We start from the raw sequence: 17638 nt of genomic DNA on the forward strand, positions 1-17638 counted from the left end.
CAAGCCGCGACTTTGCTCTAAGATGGTGCACCATATCATGCACCGCTTCGCCAATCCCGCCCGCTTCCTGAAGATCGCCCGCCCGGCCACCGCCTGGCTGCTGGGGCTGGGATTGGTGCTGAGCGCGATCGGGATCGTCGGTGCGCTGGTCGTCATTCCGCCCGACTATTTGCAGGGCGAGACCGCGCGAATCCTTCACATCCATGTCCCCGCCGCCTGGCTCGGCATGGGCGGGTGGACGGGGATTGCGGTGGCTTCGGCCGCGCAGATCATCTGGCGCCATCCGCTCGCCGGGGTCGCCGCCCGCGCCATCGCGCCCGCCGGTGCGGTCTTCGCCGCCATCTGCCTCGCCAGCGGCTCGATCTGGGGCCGCCCGACCTGGGGCACCTGGTGGGAGTGGGACGGGCGACTGACCTCGATGCTCGTCCTGTTCTTCCTCTATTGCGGCTACATGGCGCTCGCCGCGGCCGAGAAGGAGCGGGGGCCCGAGGGCCGCGCCGCGCCGATCTTCGGGCTGGTCGGCGCGATCAACCTGCCGATCATCCATTATTCGGTCATCTGGTGGAACACGCTCCACCAGGGCGAGAGCATCACGCTGACTCGTTCCTCGATCGCGCCCGCTTTGCTGTGGCCCTTGCCCTTCACCCTGCTCGGCTTCTCGGCCCTGTTCGGGGCGGTGGTCCTGCTGCGCATGCGGGCCGAGCTTGCCGCCACCAAGGTCGAGGCGCGCCTGCGCCGGGCGGCGGCCGAATGAACCAGTGGGCGTTCGTGATTGCCGCCTACACGGTGGCGCTGGGCGGGACCGCGGGCCTCATCGCCTGGGCGCTCGCCTCCTGTCGCCGCGCCGAGGACCAGGCGGAAAGGATCGGCCGCTCCCGATGACCCTCGCGCCCAAGCACCAGAGGCTGGTGCTGGTCCTGCTGGCGGTGGCCGCCCTCGTCGGTGCGGCCGTGCTCGCCATGTGGGGCCTTGCCGACCGCGCCGCTTATTTCCGCACGCCGCAGGATGTCTCCGCGGGCCGTGCCGAGGTCGGCGTACCCTTGCGCCTCGGCGGCATGGTCAAGGCCGGCTCGATCCGTCGCGAGCCCGATGGCGTCACGGTCGCCTTCACCCTTACCGACGGGGTCGCCGACGTGCCGGTCCGCTACCGCGGCATCGTCCCCGACCTGTTCAAGGAGAATAGCGGCGCGATCGCCGAGGGGCAGCTCGGCCCCGACCGCCGCTTCACCGCCGACAATATCCTCGCCAAGCATGACGAGCGCTACATGCCGCCGCAGATGGGCAACCAGGCGGCCGAGCTGAAGACCCGGGAGACGGCCAAGTGATCGCCGAGGCCGGCCTTGCCGCGCTGTGGCTCGCCGCCAGCCTTGCCCTGCTCCAGTTCGCGCTGTCGCTGCTCGGCAACCGGATCGGTGAGCTTCGGACGATGGTGGTGCCGGTCGCGGTCGCGCAGGGGCTGCTGACCCTGTTCAGCTTCGTCATGCTGATCTGGCTGTTCATCCGCACCGACACCAGCGTCCAGCTGGTCGTCGCCAACAGCCACAGCGCCAAGCCCTTCATCTACCGGGTCGCCGGGACCTGGGGCAATCACGAGGGCTCGATGCTGCTGTGGGTGACGGTGCTGACCGTCGCCGGCGCCTTGCTCGCACTGGTCGAACGGCGGCTGCCCGAGAAGAGCCTGCGCGCCACCCTCGGCGCACAGGCGCTGCTGGCCTTGGGCTTCTTCGGCTTCCTGCTGGTCGCGTCCAATCCTTATGCCCGGCTCAATCCGGCGCCCGACAACGGGCAGGGGCTGAACCCGCTGTTGCAGGACCCGGGCCTCGCCTTCCATCCGCCGACGCTCTACCTCGGCTATGTCGGGCTCTCGATCGCCTTCAGCCTCGCGGTGGGCGCGCTCGTCACCCGCGAGGTCGGCCCGGCCATGGCGCGCGCGATGCGGCCGTGGGTGCTCGGTGCTTGGGTCCTCCTCACCATCGGCATCGTCGCCGGATCCTACTGGGCCTATTACGAGCTCGGCTGGGGCGGCTGGTGGTTCTGGGACCCGGTCGAGAATGCGAGCCTCATGCCGTGGCTTGCCACCACCGCCTTGCTCCATTCCATCAACGTGCTGGCGGCGCGCGGGAGCTTGCGCGCCTGGACCATCATGCTCGCGGTGGTCGCCTTCTCCATGTCGATGATCGGCACCTTCCTGGTGCGCTCGGGCATCCTCACCAGCGTCCACAGCTTCGCGGTCGATCCGACCCGCGGCAGCTTCATCCTCGGCCTGCTCGTCTTCTATACCGGCGGCGCGCTGCTGCTGTTCGCGCTCCGGGTCTCGAGCGTCCGCGAAGGCGCGCGCTTCGATCCCGTCAGCCGCGAAGGCGCGCTGGTCGCCAACAACCTTCTGCTCTCGGTGATCCTCGGCACGGTCTTCGTCGGCACGCTCTATCCGGTGCTGGTCGAGGCGGTCAGCGGCGACAAGATCTCGGTCGGCCCGCCTTATTTCAACGCGGTCACCGGCCCCATTGTGCTGATCCTAGCCGCGCTGCTCTTCATCGGGCCGCTGCTGCGCTGGCGCAAGGACAGCCGGCCGAACCTCCGCCGGATCGCCGCACCCGCGATCGTGACCGCCGTCGCGCTTGCCGCGACCTTCCTCGATCCCGCCATGGGCTGGCTCCCGCGCCTCGGCCTCGCCTTTGCCGCGGGCCTGGGAATCGCGAGCTTCCTCCCGCTCGCCGGCCGCAACCTGCGCCGCACCCCGCTCACCATCTGGGGCATGGTCGTCAGCCACCTCGGCATCGCGGTGGCGATGGCCGGCGCCGCGGCCGATTCGAGCCTGACCCGCGAAACGCTCGCCGCCGCCCGCCCGGGCGAGGTGCTGAGCGTCGGGCCGTGGACCGTCCGCTTCGTCGGGGTGGATCCCGTCGGCGGGCCCAACTGGACCGCGATCGAGGGGCACCTCGTCGCGACCCGGGGCGACACCAGCATCCGCCTCGATCCGCAGAGCCGCTATTTCAGCAATCCCGCGACCGAGACCACCGAGGCCGCCATCACCACCCGGCTCGACGGCCAGCTCTACACCGTGCTCGGCCACCGCGAGGGTGACCGCTGGCAGCTTCGCCTGTGGTGGAAGCCGATGGTGACCCTGCTGTGGCTCGGCGGCGCGCTGATCGCGCTCGGCGGATTCCTCGCGCTCATCGGACGGATCCGCCGCGAGAAGAGCCGTCCGACCGTCTTTGCCGAGGCGCGGGCATGAGCCGGCGCCTGTGGCTGCTCCTGCCGCTGCTCGTCTTCGTTGGCTTCGTCGCGGCGGCGGCGTGGCGGCTGAGCGATCCGCCCGACACGACCATCAAGAGCCGCATGGTGGGCCGTGCCGTGCCCGCCTTCACCGCCGCGCCGATGCTGCCCGGTCGTCCCGGTCTTGCCAGCGCCGAGCTCGGCCAGGGCAAGCCGCGGCTCGTCAATTTCTTCGCCAGCTGGTGCGTCCCCTGCATCGCCGAGGCGCCGGTCCTGCTCGAGCTCCAGAAGCGCGGCGTGGTGATCGACGGGATCGCGCTGCGCGACCAGCCGCAGGACATCGCCAAGTTCCTCGCCGACAATGGCGATCCCTTCCGGGCGATCGGCAGCGATCCCGTCGGCGAGGCCCAGATCGCTTTGGGCTCGTCGGGCGTGCCCGAGAGCTTCATCATCGATGGCAAGGGCATCATCCGCTACCAGCACATCGGGCCGATTCTTCCCGAGCAGCTGGGTGAGGTGATGGACGAATGGGGGAAGGCGCGGTGAGCGCGGACCCGCATCATCGTCCTTCGACTTCGCTCAGGACGAACGGGAACCTGCTGTCGTTCGTCCTGAGCGGAGCGAAGCGCAGTCGAAGGGCGCTGGCACTGGCGCTCGTCATTGGACTTGCCGTCCCCGCCCACGCCGACTCCAACCGTCCGCCGGCACCCTATGCCTACAAGCAGCTCGAGGACCCTCGCCAGGAAGCCGAGGCGACCGCGCTGATGGGCGAGCTTCGCTGCCTCGTCTGCCAGGGCCAGTCGATCCACGACAGCGACGCCGAGATGGCGGGCGACATGCGTCACCTCGTCCGCACCCGGATCAAGGCCGGCGAAAGCCCCGAAGACATCCGCGCCTTCCTGATCGACCGCTACGGCAGCTGGGTCAGCTACCAGCCGCGGCTCGACCGCGAGACCTGGTTCCTGTGGGCCTTTCCGCTGCTGCTGCTGGCGGTGGGCGGCTGGCTGGTCCTGCGCCGGCTGAAGGTGCGCCGCTGATGGCCTTCCTCTGGCTCCTCATCCTGCTGATCCTGACCGCGGGCGGGCTGTTCCTCGCCGGGCGGCTGCGCGGGGCGGCGCTGCAGGTGATGCTCGCCGTCCTCTTCGTCGGTGCCGCGGGCTATGCCTGGCAGGGCAGCCCGACGCTCGCCGGTGCGCCCAGGGAAGGCGAGGAATCGCCGCCCGCGCTGGTGCTTCGCGAGCCGCGCCAGGCGATGCTCGGCACCTTCACCGCGGGCGAGAGCTTCCTCACCATCGCCGACAGCTTCGCCAGCCGCGGCAAGACCGCCGAGGAGATCGGTGCGATCCAGGCGGGGCTCAAGAAATATCCCGACAACCTCGCGCTCCGCATCGGGCTCGCCAATGCGCTGGTCGACCATGCGCAGATGATGACCCCGGCGGCCGAACTTGCTTTTGCCCAGGCCCGCGCGCTCGCGCCCAAGCACCCTGCCTCCTATTTCTTCGAAGGGCTCGCCCGCGCCCGTGCCGGCGACCAGGACCAGGGGCTCGCCCTGTTCCGCCAGGCGCTCGCCTTAACCCCGCCGGGGACGAGCTACCGGCCGATGATCGAGCAGGGGGTGGCGATGCTCTCGGGCGCGATCGCCGAGCAGCAGATGCGCGTGCCGCCCGAGCATATGCGCGGGGGCGGGGTGGGTTCCGCGCCGGAGGACCGTCGTCCCCGCGAAGGCGGGGACCCCAGCCAGCCGAAGCGCTAATCGCCTGAGGTCCCTGCCTTCGCAGGGACGACGCATTGGTCAGTCGCCCCGTCCGGTCTGCTCCTGCAGCGCGTCGATCTTCTTGCTCGCCTCGGCCTTCCTCAGCTCGGGGTCGAACTGCTCGCCCGCTTCCTCGCTCAGCGTCTGGAGGTAGCTCGCCTGCGCGCCGGTCATCGGCTCGTCGCCGGTGGTCCAGTGGTCGGGGTCCTTGACCGCATTGCCGGTCGGATGCGCCTTGGGGTCGGCGCTGATGTCGCTCGCCATTTGTCCTGCCTTTTCAATTGAATGATCAGGCAGGACAACGACGATGTTCTTGTCTTGTTCCGCTTAGGCCGCAGCCTCGAACGGCAGGTCGAGCGCCTCGGCGACCGCCTGGTGGCGGATCTTGCCGCCGCTGACGTTCAGCCCGTTGGCGAGATGCGGATCGGCCTTCATCGCCGCCTCGGCACCGAGATTGGCGAGCTTGAGGGCGAAGGGCAGGGTCGCATTGTTGAGCGCGAAGGCGCTGGTCCGGGCGACCGCGCCCGGCATGTTGGCGACGCAATAATGGATGATGCCGTCGACCTCGAACACCGGATCGGCGTGCGTGGTCGCATGGCTGGTCTCGAAGCAGCCGCCCTGGTCGATCGCGATGTCGACCAGCACGGACCCGCGCTTCATGGTCTTGAGCATCTCGCGGGTGACGAGCTTGGGCGCGGCGGCGCCCGGCACCAGCACCGCGCCGATCACCAGCTCGGCTTCCTCGACCGCCTTGGCGATGGTCGCCTTGGAGGCATAAGCGGTCTTGATCTGGCTCGAGAAGAACATGTCGAGTTCGGCCAGCCGCTCGTTCGAAATGTCGTAGATGGTGACGTCGGCGCGCATGCCGACCGCCATCTGCGCGGCGTTGACGCCCGAGACGCCCCCGCCGAGGATCGCGACCTTGGCCGGGGACACGCCCGGAACGCCGCCCAGCAGCACGCCGCGGCCGCCCTGTTCCTTTTCGAGATAATGGGCGCCGACCTGGACGCTCATCCGGCCCGCGACTTCGCTCATGGGCTTCAGCAGCGGGAGCGAGCCCGAGCGGCTGGTCACCGTCTCATAGGCGATGCAGGTCGCGCCGCTCGCCATCAGTCCCTCGGCCTGCGGCTTGTCGGCGGCGAGGTGGAGATAGGTGAAGAGCAGGTGGTGCGGCTTCAGCAGCGCGATTTCCTGTGGCTGCGGCTCCTTCACCTTGACGATCATCTCGGCGTGCTCGAACACCGAAGCGGCGTCGGGGAGGATGGTCGCACCGGCCTTCACATAAGCGCTGTCGGGGCAGTCGATCCCGTCGCCCGCACGGGTCTCGACGAAGACCTCGTGGCCCGCCGCGACCAGTTCCTTGACCGAGGCCGGGGTCAACCCGACTCTATACTCGTGGTTCTTGATTTCCTTGGGCACGCCGACGCGCATGGGAACGATCGCCTTCTTGATGGTTGTGACGAGTGATGATGTTCGCGCGCGCCTATAGACCGGGTTCCGACGCCGACGCCAGCGGCCTGTGCCGCGGCGGGATGGTCCGTGCCGGTGGATTGCCGGGGCGCGGCCGCTTTGCTAGTGGCCCCGCCCGATGAACGCCACCGCGACCGGCGCGTCCGAGCCTGCCCCCGAAGCGGTGACGGAAACGAGCCATGCTCATGGACATGCTCCCCAGGGGTCGCTCGCCAAGCTGATGGTGGGCGCCGTCGGAGTCGTGTTCGGCGACATCGGCACCTCGCCCATCTACGCCTTCCGCGAGACCTTCGCCGGCCATCATGTGCTCGAGCCCGACCGGCTGCACATCTACGGCGTCCTCAGCCTCATCTTCTGGTCGATGATGATCATCGTGACGCTGAAATATGTCACGATCATCATGCGCGCCGACAACAAGGGGGAGGGGGGAAGCCTCGCGCTCCTCGCGCTGATCAACCGATCGACCAGCAACACCCGCCGCTGGACCAGCGGGATCGTGCTGCTCGGAGTCTTCGCCACCGCGCTCTTCTACGGCGACAGCATGATCACCCCGGCGACCTCGGTGCTCTCGGCGGTCGAGGGCCTCGAGACCGTCAGTCCCGCCTTCACCCCGTTCGTGATCCCGCTCGCGGTCGCCATCCTGTTCGGCCTGTTCGCGATCCAGAGCCGGGGGACGGGGACCGTCGGCAGCCTGTTCGGCCCGGTAATGCTGACCTATTTCGCCGTGCTTGCCGTGCTCGGCGTCTATCATCTGTCGGACAGCCCGGGGCTGCTGATGAAGATGATCAATCCCTGGCACGCCTTCCACTTCTTCTGGCTCGAGCCGACCCGCGCCTTCATTGCCATGGGCTCGGTGGTGCTGGCGGTGACCGGGGCCGAGGCGCTCTATGCCGACATGGGCCATTTCGGCCGCCGCCCGATCCGCTACGCCTGGGTGCTGGTGCTGATCTGCCTGCTGCTCAATTATCTGGGGCAGGGCGCGATGCTGCTCGCCCAGTCCCCCGAGGGCGCGCGCGAGCTGGTCAAGAACCCCTTCTTCTATCTCGCCCCCGAGCCGTTCCGGCTGCCGATCGTCCTGCTCGTGATCTGCGCCACCATCATCGCCAGCCAGGCGGTGATCACCGGCGCCTTCTCGGTCACCCAGCAGGCGATCCAGCTCGGCTTCATCCCGCGGCTGCGAATCCTCCACACCAGCGAGACCGCCGCGGGGCAGATCTACATCCCGGTCATCAACTGGGCGCTGATGGTGATGGTGATCCTGCTGGTGGTCACCTTCCAGACCTCGTCCAACCTCGCCGCGGCCTATGGCATTGCGGTGACCGGCGCGATGTTCATCGACACGCTGTTGCTGGCGGTCGTGTTCGGCGCGCTGTGGAAGTGGCCGGCGTGGAAGGCCTGGCCGCTGATCGGCCTCTTCCTGATCGTCGACATTCTCTATTTCAGCGCGAACCTCCTCAAGGTCCCCGACGGCGGCTGGTTCCCGCTGGTGGTCGGCCTCGTCGCCTTCACCCTGCTCACCACCTGGGCCAAGGGGCGCAAGCTGATGATGGACCGGATGGCCGAGGCGAGCCTGCCGATGGAGGTGTTCGTCAAGTCCGCCGCCGGCAGCGCGACCCGGGTCCCCGGCACCGCGGTGTTCATGACCAGCAGCGCCAAGGGCGTCCCCCATGCGCTGCTGCACAATCTGAAGCACAACAAGGTGCTCCACGAGCGGATCATGCTGCTCACCGTGAAGATCGAGGACGTGCCCTACGTGCCCTTGCCGAAGCGCATGGAGACGCAGGACTATACCGCCGGCTTCTTCCGCGTGATCCTGCGCTACGGGTTCATGGACGAGCTCAACATCCCCGAGGAATTGTCCAAGCTCGAAGGCTGCGGCCCGAAGTGCAAGATGATGGACACCAGCTTCTTCCTCGCCCGCCAGACCCTCATCTCCACTGCGCGCCCGGGCATGGCGAGCTGGCGCGAGCGGCTGTTCGCCTGGATGCTGCGCAACAGCGAAAGCGCGATGGAATTCTTCAAGCTGCCGCCCAACCGGGTGGTCGAGCTCGGAAGCCAGGTCGAGATCTAGGGCTTTCGGGCCCACGCAACCTTTTGCTTCGTCCGCGGCTTCACCGCGCATGGATCAAATCGCTTCCTGGATCGCGACCGTCGCGACCATCGCTGCCGCCTGCTTCACCGCCTCGAACCTCGGCAGCCGGGTGACGGGAATCGGGTTCATCATCTTCACGGTGGGGTCCATCGCCTGGTTCACGACCGGGCTCCTCACCGGCCAGCCGGCCTTGATGTGGACCAATGTCGCGATGACGCTCCTCAACGCTTTTGGCGTCTGGCGCTGGCTCGGGCGGCAGGCGAAGCTCGAGGACGGGGCGAGCAAGGCCGCCGAGAAGAGCGCGGACGAGCCCGGCGAAGACCTGTTCGCCGCCTCGAGCCTCACCAGCGCCAAGCTTCTCGGCCGCGGGGGCCAGCCGCTCGGGAGCACGGTCGACGCGATGCTGAGCTGCGATGGGGGCAAGCTTGCCTATCTCGTCGTCGCCAAGGGTGGCGTGGCCGGGGTGGGGGAGACCTTCCGCCGGGTCGACTGGCATTATGCCGGGGTGCAGGAGGGGGCGGTGCATACCGACATGACCCCGCGCGACTTCGAACGCCTGCCCGAGCTCCAGAAGGACAATTGGCCCGGAGCGTGAGCGACAACCCGCCAAAGGAAACGCGATTAGCGGTGCTTTGATCGTAACCGCCGGGCTTCACCCGGAGGACTTCGCCTGGCTCGACGGCCAGCGCCGGGCCTATTTTCCGCCCGAGCGCAACCAGCTGTCGGCGCATCTCACCATGTTCCACGCGCTCCCGCCCTCGGCCGAGAGCGAAGCCGCGCGATTGCTGTCCGAACTCGTCCGCCGCGAGGCCCCGCGCGCGACGGTGGCGGGACTGATGAACCTCGGGCGCGGCGTCGCCTACCGTATCGTCTCGGACGACCTCGAGGCCATCCGTCGCGAGATCGCCGGGCATTTCCACGGGATGCTCACTGCCCAGGACGGGCAGGGGTGGCGGCCCCACGTCACCATCCAGAACAAGGCCGAGCCCGCGGCCGCGAAAGCCCTGCTGCGCGAACTCGAATCGCAATTCGCCCCGCGACCCTTGCGAATCGCGGGGCTCGAACTGCACCGCTACCTCGGCGGCCCGTGGGAACGCCTCGGCAAGTGGAGCTTCCGACCCTAGCTGAGGTCGCCGACCCCGTCGCAGCTGAGGTCGAACGCCGCCATGCCGCTTTCGAGCACGCTCGCCAGCATCGGCATCTCGAGGAACTGGTCGACGATATTGCCCGCGCGGACCTCGTCGGTCGCTTCGGCGATCGCCTCGTCCCAGTCGCTGGCGTCGTAGGTGCCCTGGCCGACCCAGCAGAAGGCGAGCAATTCGGCCTGCTGGTCCTCGGCGAGATCGTCGAGCGCGGCGCGAAGCTCTTCCTCCACCCCGTCGTTGATATCGTCGTCGAGCACCGACAGCGCCTCGCCGTCCTCGCCGTCGACATTCTCGGCGTCCTCGTCGGGATCATAGTCGCTGGGCACCTGCGCCTCATATTCCTTGGCGCGCAGGATGATCCGGCACATGGTGTCGAGCGGCGTCAGCGGGTCCATCGGTGTGTCTCTCCTTTGAAGGCGCTAACACGGGTCGGGGACGCGCGGTTCCTTGGCGCGTTGACCGACCGGGTTTGGCTGCGTATAGGCCCGCCCGCCATCACGGCGCCTCGACCTCGGGGCGGAGTAGCTCAGCTGGTTAGAGCAGCGGAATCATAATCCGCGTGTCGGGGGTTCAAGTCCCTCCTCCGCTACCATGTCGGTCGCGCTCGCGGCGGCAAGAACTGAAAACCCGCATGGGGGGCATTCATAGCCCGGTGCGCGGACCCTCGGGTCCCGTTCCCGCCCCCCAGAGGAACAACCGGAAGGATATATCCCTATGGCGACCACCGTCGTCACCATGCAGCAATTGCTCGAAGCCGGCGCCCACTTCGGCCACCAGACCCACCGCTGGAACCCGCGGATGAAGCCGTACATCTTCGGCGACCGCAACGGCGTTCACATCATCGACCTGTCGCAGAGCGTTCCGCTGTTCGCCCGCGCGCTCGACTTCGTCCAGCAGAGCGTCGCCCGCGGCGGCAAGGTGCTGTTCGTCGGCACCAAGCGCCAGGCGCAGGACGCCGTGGCCGAGGCCGCGCAGCGTTCGGGCCAGCACTTCGTCAACCACCGCTGGCTCGGCGGCATGCTGACCAACTGGAAGACCATCTCCAACTCGATCAAGCGCCTGAAGACGCTCGAGGAGCAGCTGTCGGGCGACACCGCCGGCCTCACCAAGAAGGAAGTCCTCCAGCTCACCCGCGAGCGCGACAAGCTCGAGAAGAGCCTCGGCGGCATCCGCGACATGGGCGGCCTGCCCGACGTCATGTTCGTGATCGACACCAACAAGGAAGAGCTGGCGATCAAGGAAGCCAATGTCCTTGGCATTCCGGTCGTCGCGATCCTCGATTCGAACTCGAACCCCGAAGGCATCGCGTTCCCTGTCCCGGGCAATGACGACGCCAGCCGCGCGATCCGCCTCTACACCGACGCGGTCGCCGAGGCCTCGCTCGCCGGCAAGACCGGCAACCAGCAGCGCCAGGGCGTCGACATCGGCGCGATGGCCGAGCCGCCGGCCGAAGCCGCCACCGCCGAAGCGTAAGCTTCAGCTCGAGCGGCCCTTCGACGTCGCGCTTCGCGCTCCGCTCAGGACCAACGAGTCTTGAAAGCATAACATCGTTCGTCCTGAGCGTAGTCGAAGGACGCTCGGACGAACGGCTTCACAAAGGAATTCGACACATGGCTGAGATCACGGCCGCATTGGTGAAAGAACTGCGCGAGCGCTCGGGCGCCGGCATGATGGACTGCAAGAAGGCGCTGGCCGAGAACGCCGGCGACATCGAGGCGTCGATCGACTGGCTGCGCGCCAAGGGCCTCGCCAGCGCCGGCAAGAAGGCCGGCCGTACCGCCGCCGAAGGGCTCGTCGGCGCCGCCGTTTCGGGCACCAAGGGTGTGGTCGTCGAGGTCAACTCGGAAACCGACTTCGTCGCCAAGAACGAGCAGTTCCAGGGCTTTGTGCGTGACGTCACCCAGCTCGCGCTGTCCACCGGCGACGACATCGAGGCGCTCAAGAAGGCGACCATGCCCAACGGCAAGAGCGTCGAGGAAGCGCTGACCGAGAACATCGCCACCATCGGCGAGAACCAGAACCTGCGCCGCGCGAAGATGCTCGAAGTCGGCCAGGGCGCGGTCGTCAGCTACGTCCACAACGCCGCCGCGCCGGGCATGGGCAAGATCGGCGTGCTGGTCGCGCTCGAGGGCGACGCTCCGGCCGACAAGCTCGAGGCGCTCGGCCGCCAGCTCGCGATGCACATCGCCGCCGCCGCGCCGCTCGCGCTCAACGGCGACGACATCGACCCCGCGATCATCGAGCGCGAGGCCGCCATCGCCCGCGAGAAGAACGCCGATAAGATCGCCGGCAAGCCCGCCGACATCGCCGAGAAGATCCTCAAGGGTCCGGTCGACAAGTTCCGCAAGGAGAGCGCGCTGCTCAGCCAGGCGGTGGTGTTCGACGGCAAGACCCCGGTCCAGGACTGGGTCGCCGGTGAAGCCAAGGCCGCCGGTGGCTCGGTCGCCGTCAAGGACTTCGTCCGCTTCCAGCTGGGCGAAGGCATCGAGAAGCAGCAGAGCGACTTCGCCGCCGAAGTCGCCGCCGCGGCTGGCGTCGCGTAAGGAACGTTCGACCTCCCTGCCGCGCAGCGGTGGGGAGGGGGACCGCTCGGCACCGCCGAGTGGTGGAGGGGCCGGATCGCAATAGGCCCCTCCTTCCGCGCTGACGCGCTCCCTCCTCCCCATTGCGTCGCAACGGGGAGGTAGCGGGACTTAAGTCTTCCCAACCGGGCGGGGGCTGCATAGAAGCGCCTCCGCCCGTTTCGCATCCCGGAGACCGACCACCTCATGCCCCGCCGCTTCAACCGCATCCTTCTGAAGCTGTCGGGCGAGGCGTTGATGGGCCCGGGGCAGTTCGGGATCGATCCCGAAACCGTCGCCTCGATGGCGGCCGAGGTGAAGGCGGCCAAGGAAGCCGGGTTCGAGCTCTGCCTGGTCATCGGCGGGGGCAATATCTTCCGCGGCATGGCCGGCGCGGCCAAGGGCATGGACCGGGCGCAGGCCGATTACATGGGCATGCTCGCGACCGTGATGAACGCGCTCGCCGTCCAGAATGCGCTCGAGCAGATGGGGGTCGAGACGCGCGTCCAGTCGGCGATCAAGATGGACCAGGTTTGCGAGCCGGTGATCCGCCGCCGTGCCGAGCGCCACCTCGCCAAGGGTCGCGTGGTGATCTTCGCTGCCGGCGTCGGCTCGCCCTATTTCACCACCGACACCGGCGCTGCCCTGCGCGCCGCCGAGATGAAGTGCGACGCTTTGTTCAAGGGCACCAGCGTCGACGGCGTCTATTCGGCCGATCCCAAGAAGGACGCCAGCGCCAAGCGCTACGAGACCATCGGCTTCGACCGGGTCCTCGCCGAGGACCTGAAGATCATGGACGCGGCCGCGGTCGCGCTCTGCCGCGACAACGACATTCCGATCGTCGTCTTCAACATCCGCCAGCCCGGCAATCTCGCCAAGGTGCTGGCCGGAGAAGGGACGGCGACGATCGTTCAGGACCAGGAAGGAAACTGACCAATGCCAGCCTATGACAAGAGCGACGTCCAGCGTCGCATGCATGGCGCCGTCGAGGCGCTGAAGCACGACTTCGGCGGCCTTCGTACCGGCCGTGCCTCGGCCGCCTTGCTCGATCCGGTGCAGGTCGAGGTCTATGGCGCGAACATGCCCCTGAACCAGGTCGCCACCGTCTCGGTCCCCGAGCCGCGGCTGATCTCGGTCCAGGTGTGGGACCGCTCGAACCTCAACGCGGTCGAGAAGGCGATCCGCAATGCCGGCCTCGGCATCAACCCGATCGTCGACGGGCAAATGATCCGCCTGCCGATCCCCGACCTCACCGAGGAGCGCCGCAAGGAGCTCGCCAAGCTCGTCAGCCAATATGCCGAAAAGGCGCGGATCGCGGTCCGCAACGTCCGCCGCGACGCGATGGACGCCTTGAAGACCGACGAGAAGAAGAAGGAAATCAGCGAGGACGAGCACAAGCGCCTCGACACCGAAGTCCAGAAGATGACCGACGACACCGTCAAGGAAATCGACGCGGCGGCATCGGCCAAGGAAAAGGAAATCCTCGGCAAGTGACGAGGGACTTCGGCACTCGTCATCCCGGGCTCGACCCGGGATCCGCCCTCCTTGCCCGCCTGACGAAGGCAGGCGGACCCCGGCTCGAGGCCGGGGTGACGGAAAGCGCGGGATGACGATCGTGACCGAGGTGCTGCCCACGACCGAGGCGGGTCCGACCATCCCCCGCCACGTCGCCATCATCATGGACGGCAACGGGCGCTGGGCGGCGAAGCGCTCGCTGCCGCGGGTCGCCGGACATCGCGCCGGCGCCGAGGCGGTGCGGCGGACGATGCAGGCGGCGGTCGACGCCGGGGTCGAGGCGCTGACGCTCTATGCCTTCTCGAGCGAGAACTGGCGCCGCAGCGAGGACGAGGTCAGCGATCTCAAGGGGCTGATGCGCTTCTACCTCGAGCGCGAGCTCGGCACGCTCAAGAAGGAAGGTGTCCGCCTCAAGCTGATCGGTGAGCCCGCGGCGTTCGGCAACGAGCTTTACGAGCGGCTTCAGCGCGCGGTCGAGGAGACCGCGCACAACGACCGCCTGACCCTCGTCATCGCCCTCAACTACGGCAGCCAGGCCGAGCTTGCCGGGGCCGCGCGCGAGCTTGCGCGCCGCGCCGCCGCCGGCGAGATCGACCCCGACAGCATCGACATCGCCGCGCTCGAAGGCCTGCTCCACACCCGCGACCTGCCGCCGCTCGATCTTCTCATCCGGACGTCGGGCGAGGTGAGGCTGTCGAACTTCCTCCTGTGGCAGGCGGCCTATGCCGAGCTCCACTTCACCGACACCCTCTGGCCCGACTTCGACGAGGCCGCATTCGCCGCGGCCCTGGGCGAGTTCGCGCGGCGACAGCGGCGGTTCGGCGGCCGATGAACGAAGTCGCGCTGCGCACCCTTACCGGTGTGCTGATGATCCTCACCGCGCTCGCCGCCGAATGGTTCGGTGGGACCGCCTTCGCGATCCTCGTCGCGCTCGCCGCGACCGGCATCTATTTCGAATGGATGCGGATGGTGCGCGGCTGGGGGATCGGCTGGAAGGTCGCCGGCTTCTTCTTCGCTTTGCTCCCTGCCGTCGCGCTCCTGTGGGTCCGCGAGCGGGGCGGCGACCCGCAAGGCTCGAAGGGCTTCGAGCTCGTCCTGTGGACCTTCATCGTCACCTGGAGCGCCGACATCGGGGCCTTCTTCGCGGGCCGCAGCTTCGGCGGGCCCAAGCTCGCCCCGTCGATCAGCCCCAACAAGACCATCTCGGGCCTGATCGGCGGGCTGGTCGCCGCCACCCTGATCGGCGGGATCTGGGCCAATTATGCCGGCCTCGATCGGGCCTGGCTGCTGCTCGCGCCGGTCTTCGCGGCCTTTGCGGCGATGGGTGACCTATTCGAGAGCTGGATGAAGCGCCGCGCCGGGGTCAAGGACAGCGGCCGCCTGATTCCCGGCCATGGCGGGGTGTTCGACCGGCTCGACGGGCTCATGCCCGTGGCGGTGCTGACCGCGCTCGCCGTGCTGGCGGGCTTAAGCTGATGAAGCGCATCGCCATCCTCGGCGCGACCGGCTCGATCGGCTCGTCGACGCTCGACCTCGTCGAGGCCGCGCCCGAGCGGTTCGAAATCACCGCGCTCACTGCCGCCACCAACGTCGAAAAGCTCGCCGCCGACGCGAAGCGCACCCGCGCCAAGCTCGCCGTCATCGCCGACGAGCGCCGCCTCGACGAGCTTCGCGCCGCGCTTGCCGGGGCCGACATCGAGGCCGCGGCTGGCGAGGGGGCGCTTTGCCAGGCTGCGACCAGTGCCGACCTCGTCATCGCCGCGATCGTCGGCACCGCGGGGCTTGGCCCCGTGATGGCCGCGGTCCGGGCGGGCAAGACCATCGGCCTCGCCAACAAGGAGGCGCTGGTCTCGGCGGGCGCGCTGATGCTCGAGGAGGCGCACCGCACCGGCGCCGTCCTGCTTCCGATCGACAGCGAACATAACGCCATCTTCCAGTGTCTTGCGGGCCAGGATTGCGACCGCGTCTCGCGTCTCATCCTGACCGCCAGCGGAGGCCCGTTCCGGACCTTCACCGCCGAGCAGATGGCGCGGGTCACCCCTTCGCAGGCGGTCGCCCATCCCAACTGGTCGATGGGCGCCAAGATCAGCGTCGACAGCGCGACGATGATGAACAAGGGCCTCGAGCTGATCGAGGCGCATCACCTGTTCGCGCTGCCCGAAAGCCGGATCGACATCCTCGTCCACCCGCAGTCGGTGATCCACAGCCTGGTCGAATATGCCGACGGCTCGATGCTCGCGCAGCTCGGATCGCCCGACATGCGGGTCCCGATCGGCCATATCCTCGCTTATCCCCAGCGGATGGCGACGGGCGCGCGGCGGCTGGACCTGCTCGAGGTCGCCCGGCTCGACTTCGAGGCGCCCGATCCCGTCCGCTTCCCCGCGCTCCGGCTTGCCCGCGAGGCGCTTCGCCGCGGCGGCTCGGCGCCGCTCGTCCTCAATGCGGCGAACGAGATTGCGGTCGAGGCCTTCCTGGGCGGATCCATTCACTTCCCCGCCATCGCCGGTCTGGTAGAAGAGATGCTGACGATCATGGACCGGCCGCTTCCCTCGACCATCCCCGACGTGCTCGCCCTCGACGCCGAGGCGCGGGATGAGAGCCGCCGCCTGCTGGAGCGTTTCGCCGCCTGATGCTCGAGACGCCTCCCGTCTGGTTCATCCTGCTGGCGTTCCTGGCGGCGCTCGGGCCGCTCGTCTTCATCCACGAATATGGCCATTACATCGTCGGCCGCTGGTTCGGGGTGGGGGCCGAGACCTTCTCGATCGGCTTCGGCAAGGAGATTGCCGGCTGGACCGACAAGCGCGGCACGCGCTGGAAGGTCGGCTGGCTGCCCTTGGGCGGCTACGTCAAATTCGCCGGGGACATGGACCCGGCGAGCATGGGCAAGGACCTCGACAAGCTGAGCCTCGAGGAGCGGGCGCGCAGCTTCCATGCCAAGCCCGTGTGGCAGCGGGCGCTGGTGGTCGCCGCAGGGCCGATCGCGAATTTCCTCCTCGCGATCCTGATCTTCGCCGCCTTCATCGCGGTCTATGGCGCGCCGCGCACCCCGGCGGTGGTCGCCGCGGTGCTGCCGGGGTCGCCAGCCGCCGCCGCGGGGCTCCGGCCTGGCGACGAGATCATCGCCGCCAACGGTACCGCCATTGCCGGCTTCGACACGCTGTCCGATTATGCCCGGCTCCGGCCCGGCGAGGCCATCCGCCTGACCTTCGTCCGCGACGGCCAGACGAGGGAAGCCAGCACCCGGCTCGCGACCGTGATCGAGGGCGACCGGTTCGGCGGCAAGTTCCGCGTCGGGCGCCTCGGTATCGGCTCGGGCAAGCTCGTCTACGAGAAGGTCGGGCCGCTCGAACTGCTGCCCGAGGCGGTGCGGGTGACGGGCCGGGTCCTCGACAGCACCGCGACAGGCCTGTGGCAGATCCTCACCGGCCGCCGCCCGCTGACCGAGCTTGGCGGACCGATCAAGATGGCGCAGGTCGCGGGCCAGGTCGCCAGCATCGGCATGTTCGAATTCGTCCAGATGCTGGCCTTCTTCTCGATAAACCTCGGGTTCATCAACCTGCTGCCAGTTCCGATGCTCGACGGGGGACATCTCGCGCTCTACGCGGTCGAGGCGGCACGCCGCCGTCCGCTCGGGGCGCAGGCGCAGGAGTGGCTGTTTCGCGGCGGGCTGGCCGCCCTTCTCACCTTGATGCTGGTGGCGACCTTCAACGACCTCGGGTCGATCGGTCTGTGGCAGACATTGGGGCGATTGTTGGGCTGAGCCGCGCTTGAATAAACGAGGTTGGCGGGGCAGGGGGCGCCCGCTAGGAGCTTTTTGAGCCAGAGCAGGCCGGTGATGCCGGAGCTGCATCCTTCATATCCGATGGCGGGGAACGATTAGTGAGTT

The 17638-nt window shown here is 68.3% G+C and carries 21 protein-coding genes and 1 tRNA gene; 19 read left to right on the top strand and 3 right to left on the bottom strand.

Annotated elements, in window-relative coordinates; genetic code table 11:
- Positions 1–37 precede the first annotated feature (37 nt).
- The 7 genes from ccmC to BS69_RS0104090 are packed head-to-tail and all read left to right on the top strand — an operon-like array spanning position 38 to position 4969.
- Positions 38–754, top strand: a complete 717-nt coding sequence (gene ccmC / locus BS69_RS0104060; RefSeq protein ID WP_029940702.1) for a heme ABC transporter permease CcmC — start codon at positions 38–40, stop codon at positions 752–754.
- Positions 751–882 carry a hypothetical protein gene (locus tag BS69_RS14615; RefSeq protein ID WP_281169692.1) on the top strand — a complete coding sequence of 44 codons (132 nt, stop codon included), beginning with the start codon at positions 751–753 and terminating at the stop codon, positions 880–882. Before ccmC ends, BS69_RS14615 begins: the two co-directional genes overlap by 4 nt.
- A complete protein-coding gene (gene ccmE, locus BS69_RS0104070; RefSeq protein WP_029940703.1) occupies positions 879–1325 on the top strand; it encodes a cytochrome c maturation protein CcmE in 447 nt (148 codons plus the stop codon). Before BS69_RS14615 ends, ccmE begins: the two co-directional genes overlap by 4 nt.
- Positions 1322–3235 (top strand): heme lyase CcmF/NrfE family subunit, encoded by a 1914-nt coding sequence (locus tag BS69_RS0104075; protein ID WP_029940704.1) that lies wholly within the window; start codon positions 1322–1324, stop codon positions 3233–3235. The genes ccmE and BS69_RS0104075 overlap by 4 nt, the downstream gene beginning before the upstream one ends.
- Positions 3232–3762, top strand: coding sequence for a DsbE family thiol:disulfide interchange protein (locus BS69_RS0104080; RefSeq protein WP_029940705.1), 531 nt, complete (start codon positions 3232–3234; stop codon positions 3760–3762). Before BS69_RS0104075 ends, BS69_RS0104080 begins: the two co-directional genes overlap by 4 nt.
- On the top strand, positions 3759–4253 hold the full coding sequence (locus BS69_RS0104085; protein ID WP_425423523.1) for a cytochrome c-type biogenesis protein: 495 nt from the start codon (positions 3759–3761) through the stop codon (positions 4251–4253). Before BS69_RS0104080 ends, BS69_RS0104085 begins: the two co-directional genes overlap by 4 nt.
- On the top strand, positions 4253–4969 hold the full coding sequence (locus BS69_RS0104090) for a tetratricopeptide repeat protein (RefSeq protein ID WP_051676524.1): 717 nt from the start codon (positions 4253–4255) through the stop codon (positions 4967–4969). The genes BS69_RS0104085 and BS69_RS0104090 overlap by 1 nt, the downstream gene beginning before the upstream one ends.
- Positions 4970–5008: 39 nt before the next feature.
- On the opposite strand, the gene BS69_RS0104095 is transcribed toward BS69_RS0104090, so the two are convergent.
- Together BS69_RS0104095 and ald are read right to left on the bottom strand one after the other, a co-directional pair.
- Positions 5009–5233: a DUF3072 domain-containing protein gene (locus tag BS69_RS0104095; RefSeq protein WP_029940708.1), complete on the bottom strand. Its 225-nt coding sequence runs from the start codon at positions 5231–5233 to the stop codon at positions 5009–5011.
- 63 nt (positions 5234–5296) lie between these two features.
- The gene (gene ald, locus BS69_RS0104100; RefSeq protein WP_029940709.1) at positions 5297–6400 is read right to left on the bottom strand and encodes an alanine dehydrogenase; all 1104 of its coding nucleotides are present in this window, start codon (positions 6398–6400) and stop codon (positions 5297–5299) included.
- Positions 6401–6557: 157 nt separating this feature from the next.
- On the opposite strand from ald, the gene BS69_RS0104105 reads away from it, so the two are divergent.
- The 3 genes from BS69_RS0104105 to BS69_RS0104115 are packed head-to-tail and all read left to right on the top strand — an operon-like array spanning position 6558 to position 9655.
- Positions 6558–8510: a potassium transporter Kup gene (locus BS69_RS0104105; protein ID WP_029940710.1), complete on the top strand. Its 1953-nt coding sequence runs from the start codon at positions 6558–6560 to the stop codon at positions 8508–8510.
- Positions 8511–8559: 49 nt separating this feature from the next.
- A complete protein-coding gene (locus tag BS69_RS13105) occupies positions 8560–9126 on the top strand; it encodes a PRC-barrel domain-containing protein (RefSeq protein WP_084184270.1) in 567 nt (188 codons plus the stop codon).
- A gap of 37 nt (positions 9127–9163) precedes the next feature.
- Positions 9164–9655 carry a 2'-5' RNA ligase family protein gene (locus BS69_RS0104115; RefSeq protein ID WP_425423524.1) on the top strand — a complete coding sequence of 164 codons (492 nt, stop codon included), beginning with the start codon at positions 9164–9166 and terminating at the stop codon, positions 9653–9655.
- Here BS69_RS0104115 and BS69_RS0104120 read toward each other — a convergent pair.
- The gene (locus BS69_RS0104120) at positions 9652–10071 is read right to left on the bottom strand and encodes a DUF3775 domain-containing protein (protein WP_029940713.1); all 420 of its coding nucleotides are present in this window, start codon (positions 10069–10071) and stop codon (positions 9652–9654) included. The genes BS69_RS0104115 and BS69_RS0104120 overlap by 4 nt on opposite strands.
- A 120-nt stretch (positions 10072–10191) precedes the next feature.
- Between BS69_RS0104120 and BS69_RS0104125 the strand changes: the two genes are divergently transcribed.
- The 9 genes from BS69_RS0104125 to rseP all read left to right on the top strand — a co-directional run bounded on the left by BS69_RS0104125 (position 10192) and on the right by rseP (position 17512).
- Positions 10192–10268 (top strand) — tRNA-Met (locus BS69_RS0104125).
- 122 nt (positions 10269–10390) lie between these two features.
- On the top strand, positions 10391–11149 hold the full coding sequence (rpsB, locus tag BS69_RS0104130; protein ID WP_029940714.1) for a 30S ribosomal protein S2: 759 nt from the start codon (positions 10391–10393) through the stop codon (positions 11147–11149).
- Between the two features lie 137 nt (positions 11150–11286).
- Positions 11287–12219, top strand: a complete 933-nt coding sequence (gene tsf, locus BS69_RS0104135; protein ID WP_029940715.1) for a translation elongation factor Ts — start codon at positions 11287–11289, stop codon at positions 12217–12219.
- A 225-nt stretch (positions 12220–12444) separates the two neighbouring features.
- Positions 12445–13170, top strand: coding sequence for a UMP kinase (pyrH, locus tag BS69_RS0104140; protein WP_029940716.1), 726 nt, complete (start codon positions 12445–12447; stop codon positions 13168–13170).
- A 3-nt stretch (positions 13171–13173) separates the two neighbouring features.
- Positions 13174–13731: a ribosome recycling factor gene (gene frr / locus BS69_RS0104145; protein ID WP_029940717.1), complete on the top strand. Its 558-nt coding sequence runs from the start codon at positions 13174–13176 to the stop codon at positions 13729–13731.
- A gap of 112 nt (positions 13732–13843) precedes the next feature.
- Positions 13844–14584 carry a polyprenyl diphosphate synthase gene (gene uppS / locus BS69_RS0104150; protein ID WP_029940718.1) on the top strand — a complete coding sequence of 247 codons (741 nt, stop codon included), beginning with the start codon at positions 13844–13846 and terminating at the stop codon, positions 14582–14584.
- Positions 14581–15228, top strand: coding sequence for a phosphatidate cytidylyltransferase (locus BS69_RS0104155; RefSeq protein WP_029940719.1), 648 nt, complete (start codon positions 14581–14583; stop codon positions 15226–15228). The genes uppS and BS69_RS0104155 overlap by 4 nt, the downstream gene beginning before the upstream one ends.
- Positions 15228–16382, top strand: coding sequence for a 1-deoxy-D-xylulose-5-phosphate reductoisomerase (locus BS69_RS0104160; protein WP_029940720.1), 1155 nt, complete (start codon positions 15228–15230; stop codon positions 16380–16382). The genes BS69_RS0104155 and BS69_RS0104160 overlap by 1 nt, the downstream gene beginning before the upstream one ends.
- A complete protein-coding gene (gene rseP / locus BS69_RS0104165; RefSeq protein ID WP_029940721.1) occupies positions 16382–17512 on the top strand; it encodes an RIP metalloprotease RseP in 1131 nt (376 codons plus the stop codon). The genes BS69_RS0104160 and rseP overlap by 1 nt, the downstream gene beginning before the upstream one ends.
- The last annotated feature ends 126 nt before the right edge of the window (positions 17513–17638 follow it).

Origin of the sequence: Sphingomonas astaxanthinifaciens DSM 22298 (assembly GCF_000711715.1) — a bacterium.
Taxonomy (GTDB): domain Bacteria; phylum Pseudomonadota; class Alphaproteobacteria; order Sphingomonadales; family Sphingomonadaceae; genus Sphingomicrobium; species Sphingomicrobium astaxanthinifaciens_A.

What these genes read in the sequence shown, in the direction of transcription:
- BS69_RS0104120 (WP_029940713.1), bottom strand. Translation starts at nt 10,071, where the DNA reads ATGGACCCGCTGACGCCGCTCGACACCATGTGCCGGATCATCCTGCGC.
- ald (WP_029940709.1), bottom strand. Translation starts at nt 6,400, where the DNA reads ATGCGCGTCGGCGTGCCCAAGGAAATCAAGAACCACGAGTATAGAGTC.
- ccmC (WP_029940702.1), top strand. Translation starts at nt 38, where the DNA reads ATGCACCGCTTCGCCAATCCCGCCCGCTTCCTGAAGATCGCCCGCCCG.
- tsf (WP_029940715.1), top strand. Translation starts at nt 11,287, where the DNA reads ATGGCTGAGATCACGGCCGCATTGGTGAAAGAACTGCGCGAGCGCTCG.
- pyrH (WP_029940716.1), top strand. Translation starts at nt 12,445, where the DNA reads ATGCCCCGCCGCTTCAACCGCATCCTTCTGAAGCTGTCGGGCGAGGCG.
- rpsB (WP_029940714.1), top strand. Translation starts at nt 10,391, where the DNA reads ATGGCGACCACCGTCGTCACCATGCAGCAATTGCTCGAAGCCGGCGCC.
- ccmE (WP_029940703.1), top strand. Translation starts at nt 879, where the DNA reads ATGACCCTCGCGCCCAAGCACCAGAGGCTGGTGCTGGTCCTGCTGGCG.
- BS69_RS13105 (WP_084184270.1), top strand. Translation starts at nt 8,560, where the DNA reads ATGGATCAAATCGCTTCCTGGATCGCGACCGTCGCGACCATCGCTGCC.
- BS69_RS0104080 (WP_029940705.1), top strand. Translation starts at nt 3,232, where the DNA reads ATGAGCCGGCGCCTGTGGCTGCTCCTGCCGCTGCTCGTCTTCGTTGGC.
- rseP (WP_029940721.1), top strand. Translation starts at nt 16,382, where the DNA reads ATGCTCGAGACGCCTCCCGTCTGGTTCATCCTGCTGGCGTTCCTGGCG.
- BS69_RS14615 (WP_281169692.1), top strand. Translation starts at nt 751, where the DNA reads ATGAACCAGTGGGCGTTCGTGATTGCCGCCTACACGGTGGCGCTGGGC.
- BS69_RS0104105 (WP_029940710.1), top strand. Translation starts at nt 6,558, where the DNA reads ATGAACGCCACCGCGACCGGCGCGTCCGAGCCTGCCCCCGAAGCGGTG.
- BS69_RS0104160 (WP_029940720.1), top strand. Translation starts at nt 15,228, where the DNA reads ATGAAGCGCATCGCCATCCTCGGCGCGACCGGCTCGATCGGCTCGTCG.
- frr (WP_029940717.1), top strand. Translation starts at nt 13,174, where the DNA reads ATGCCAGCCTATGACAAGAGCGACGTCCAGCGTCGCATGCATGGCGCC.
- BS69_RS0104155 (WP_029940719.1), top strand. Translation starts at nt 14,581, where the DNA reads ATGAACGAAGTCGCGCTGCGCACCCTTACCGGTGTGCTGATGATCCTC.
- BS69_RS0104090 (WP_051676524.1), top strand. Translation starts at nt 4,253, where the DNA reads ATGGCCTTCCTCTGGCTCCTCATCCTGCTGATCCTGACCGCGGGCGGG.
- BS69_RS0104095 (WP_029940708.1), bottom strand. Translation starts at nt 5,233, where the DNA reads ATGGCGAGCGACATCAGCGCCGACCCCAAGGCGCATCCGACCGGCAAT.
- uppS (WP_029940718.1), top strand. Translation starts at nt 13,844, where the DNA reads ATGACGATCGTGACCGAGGTGCTGCCCACGACCGAGGCGGGTCCGACC.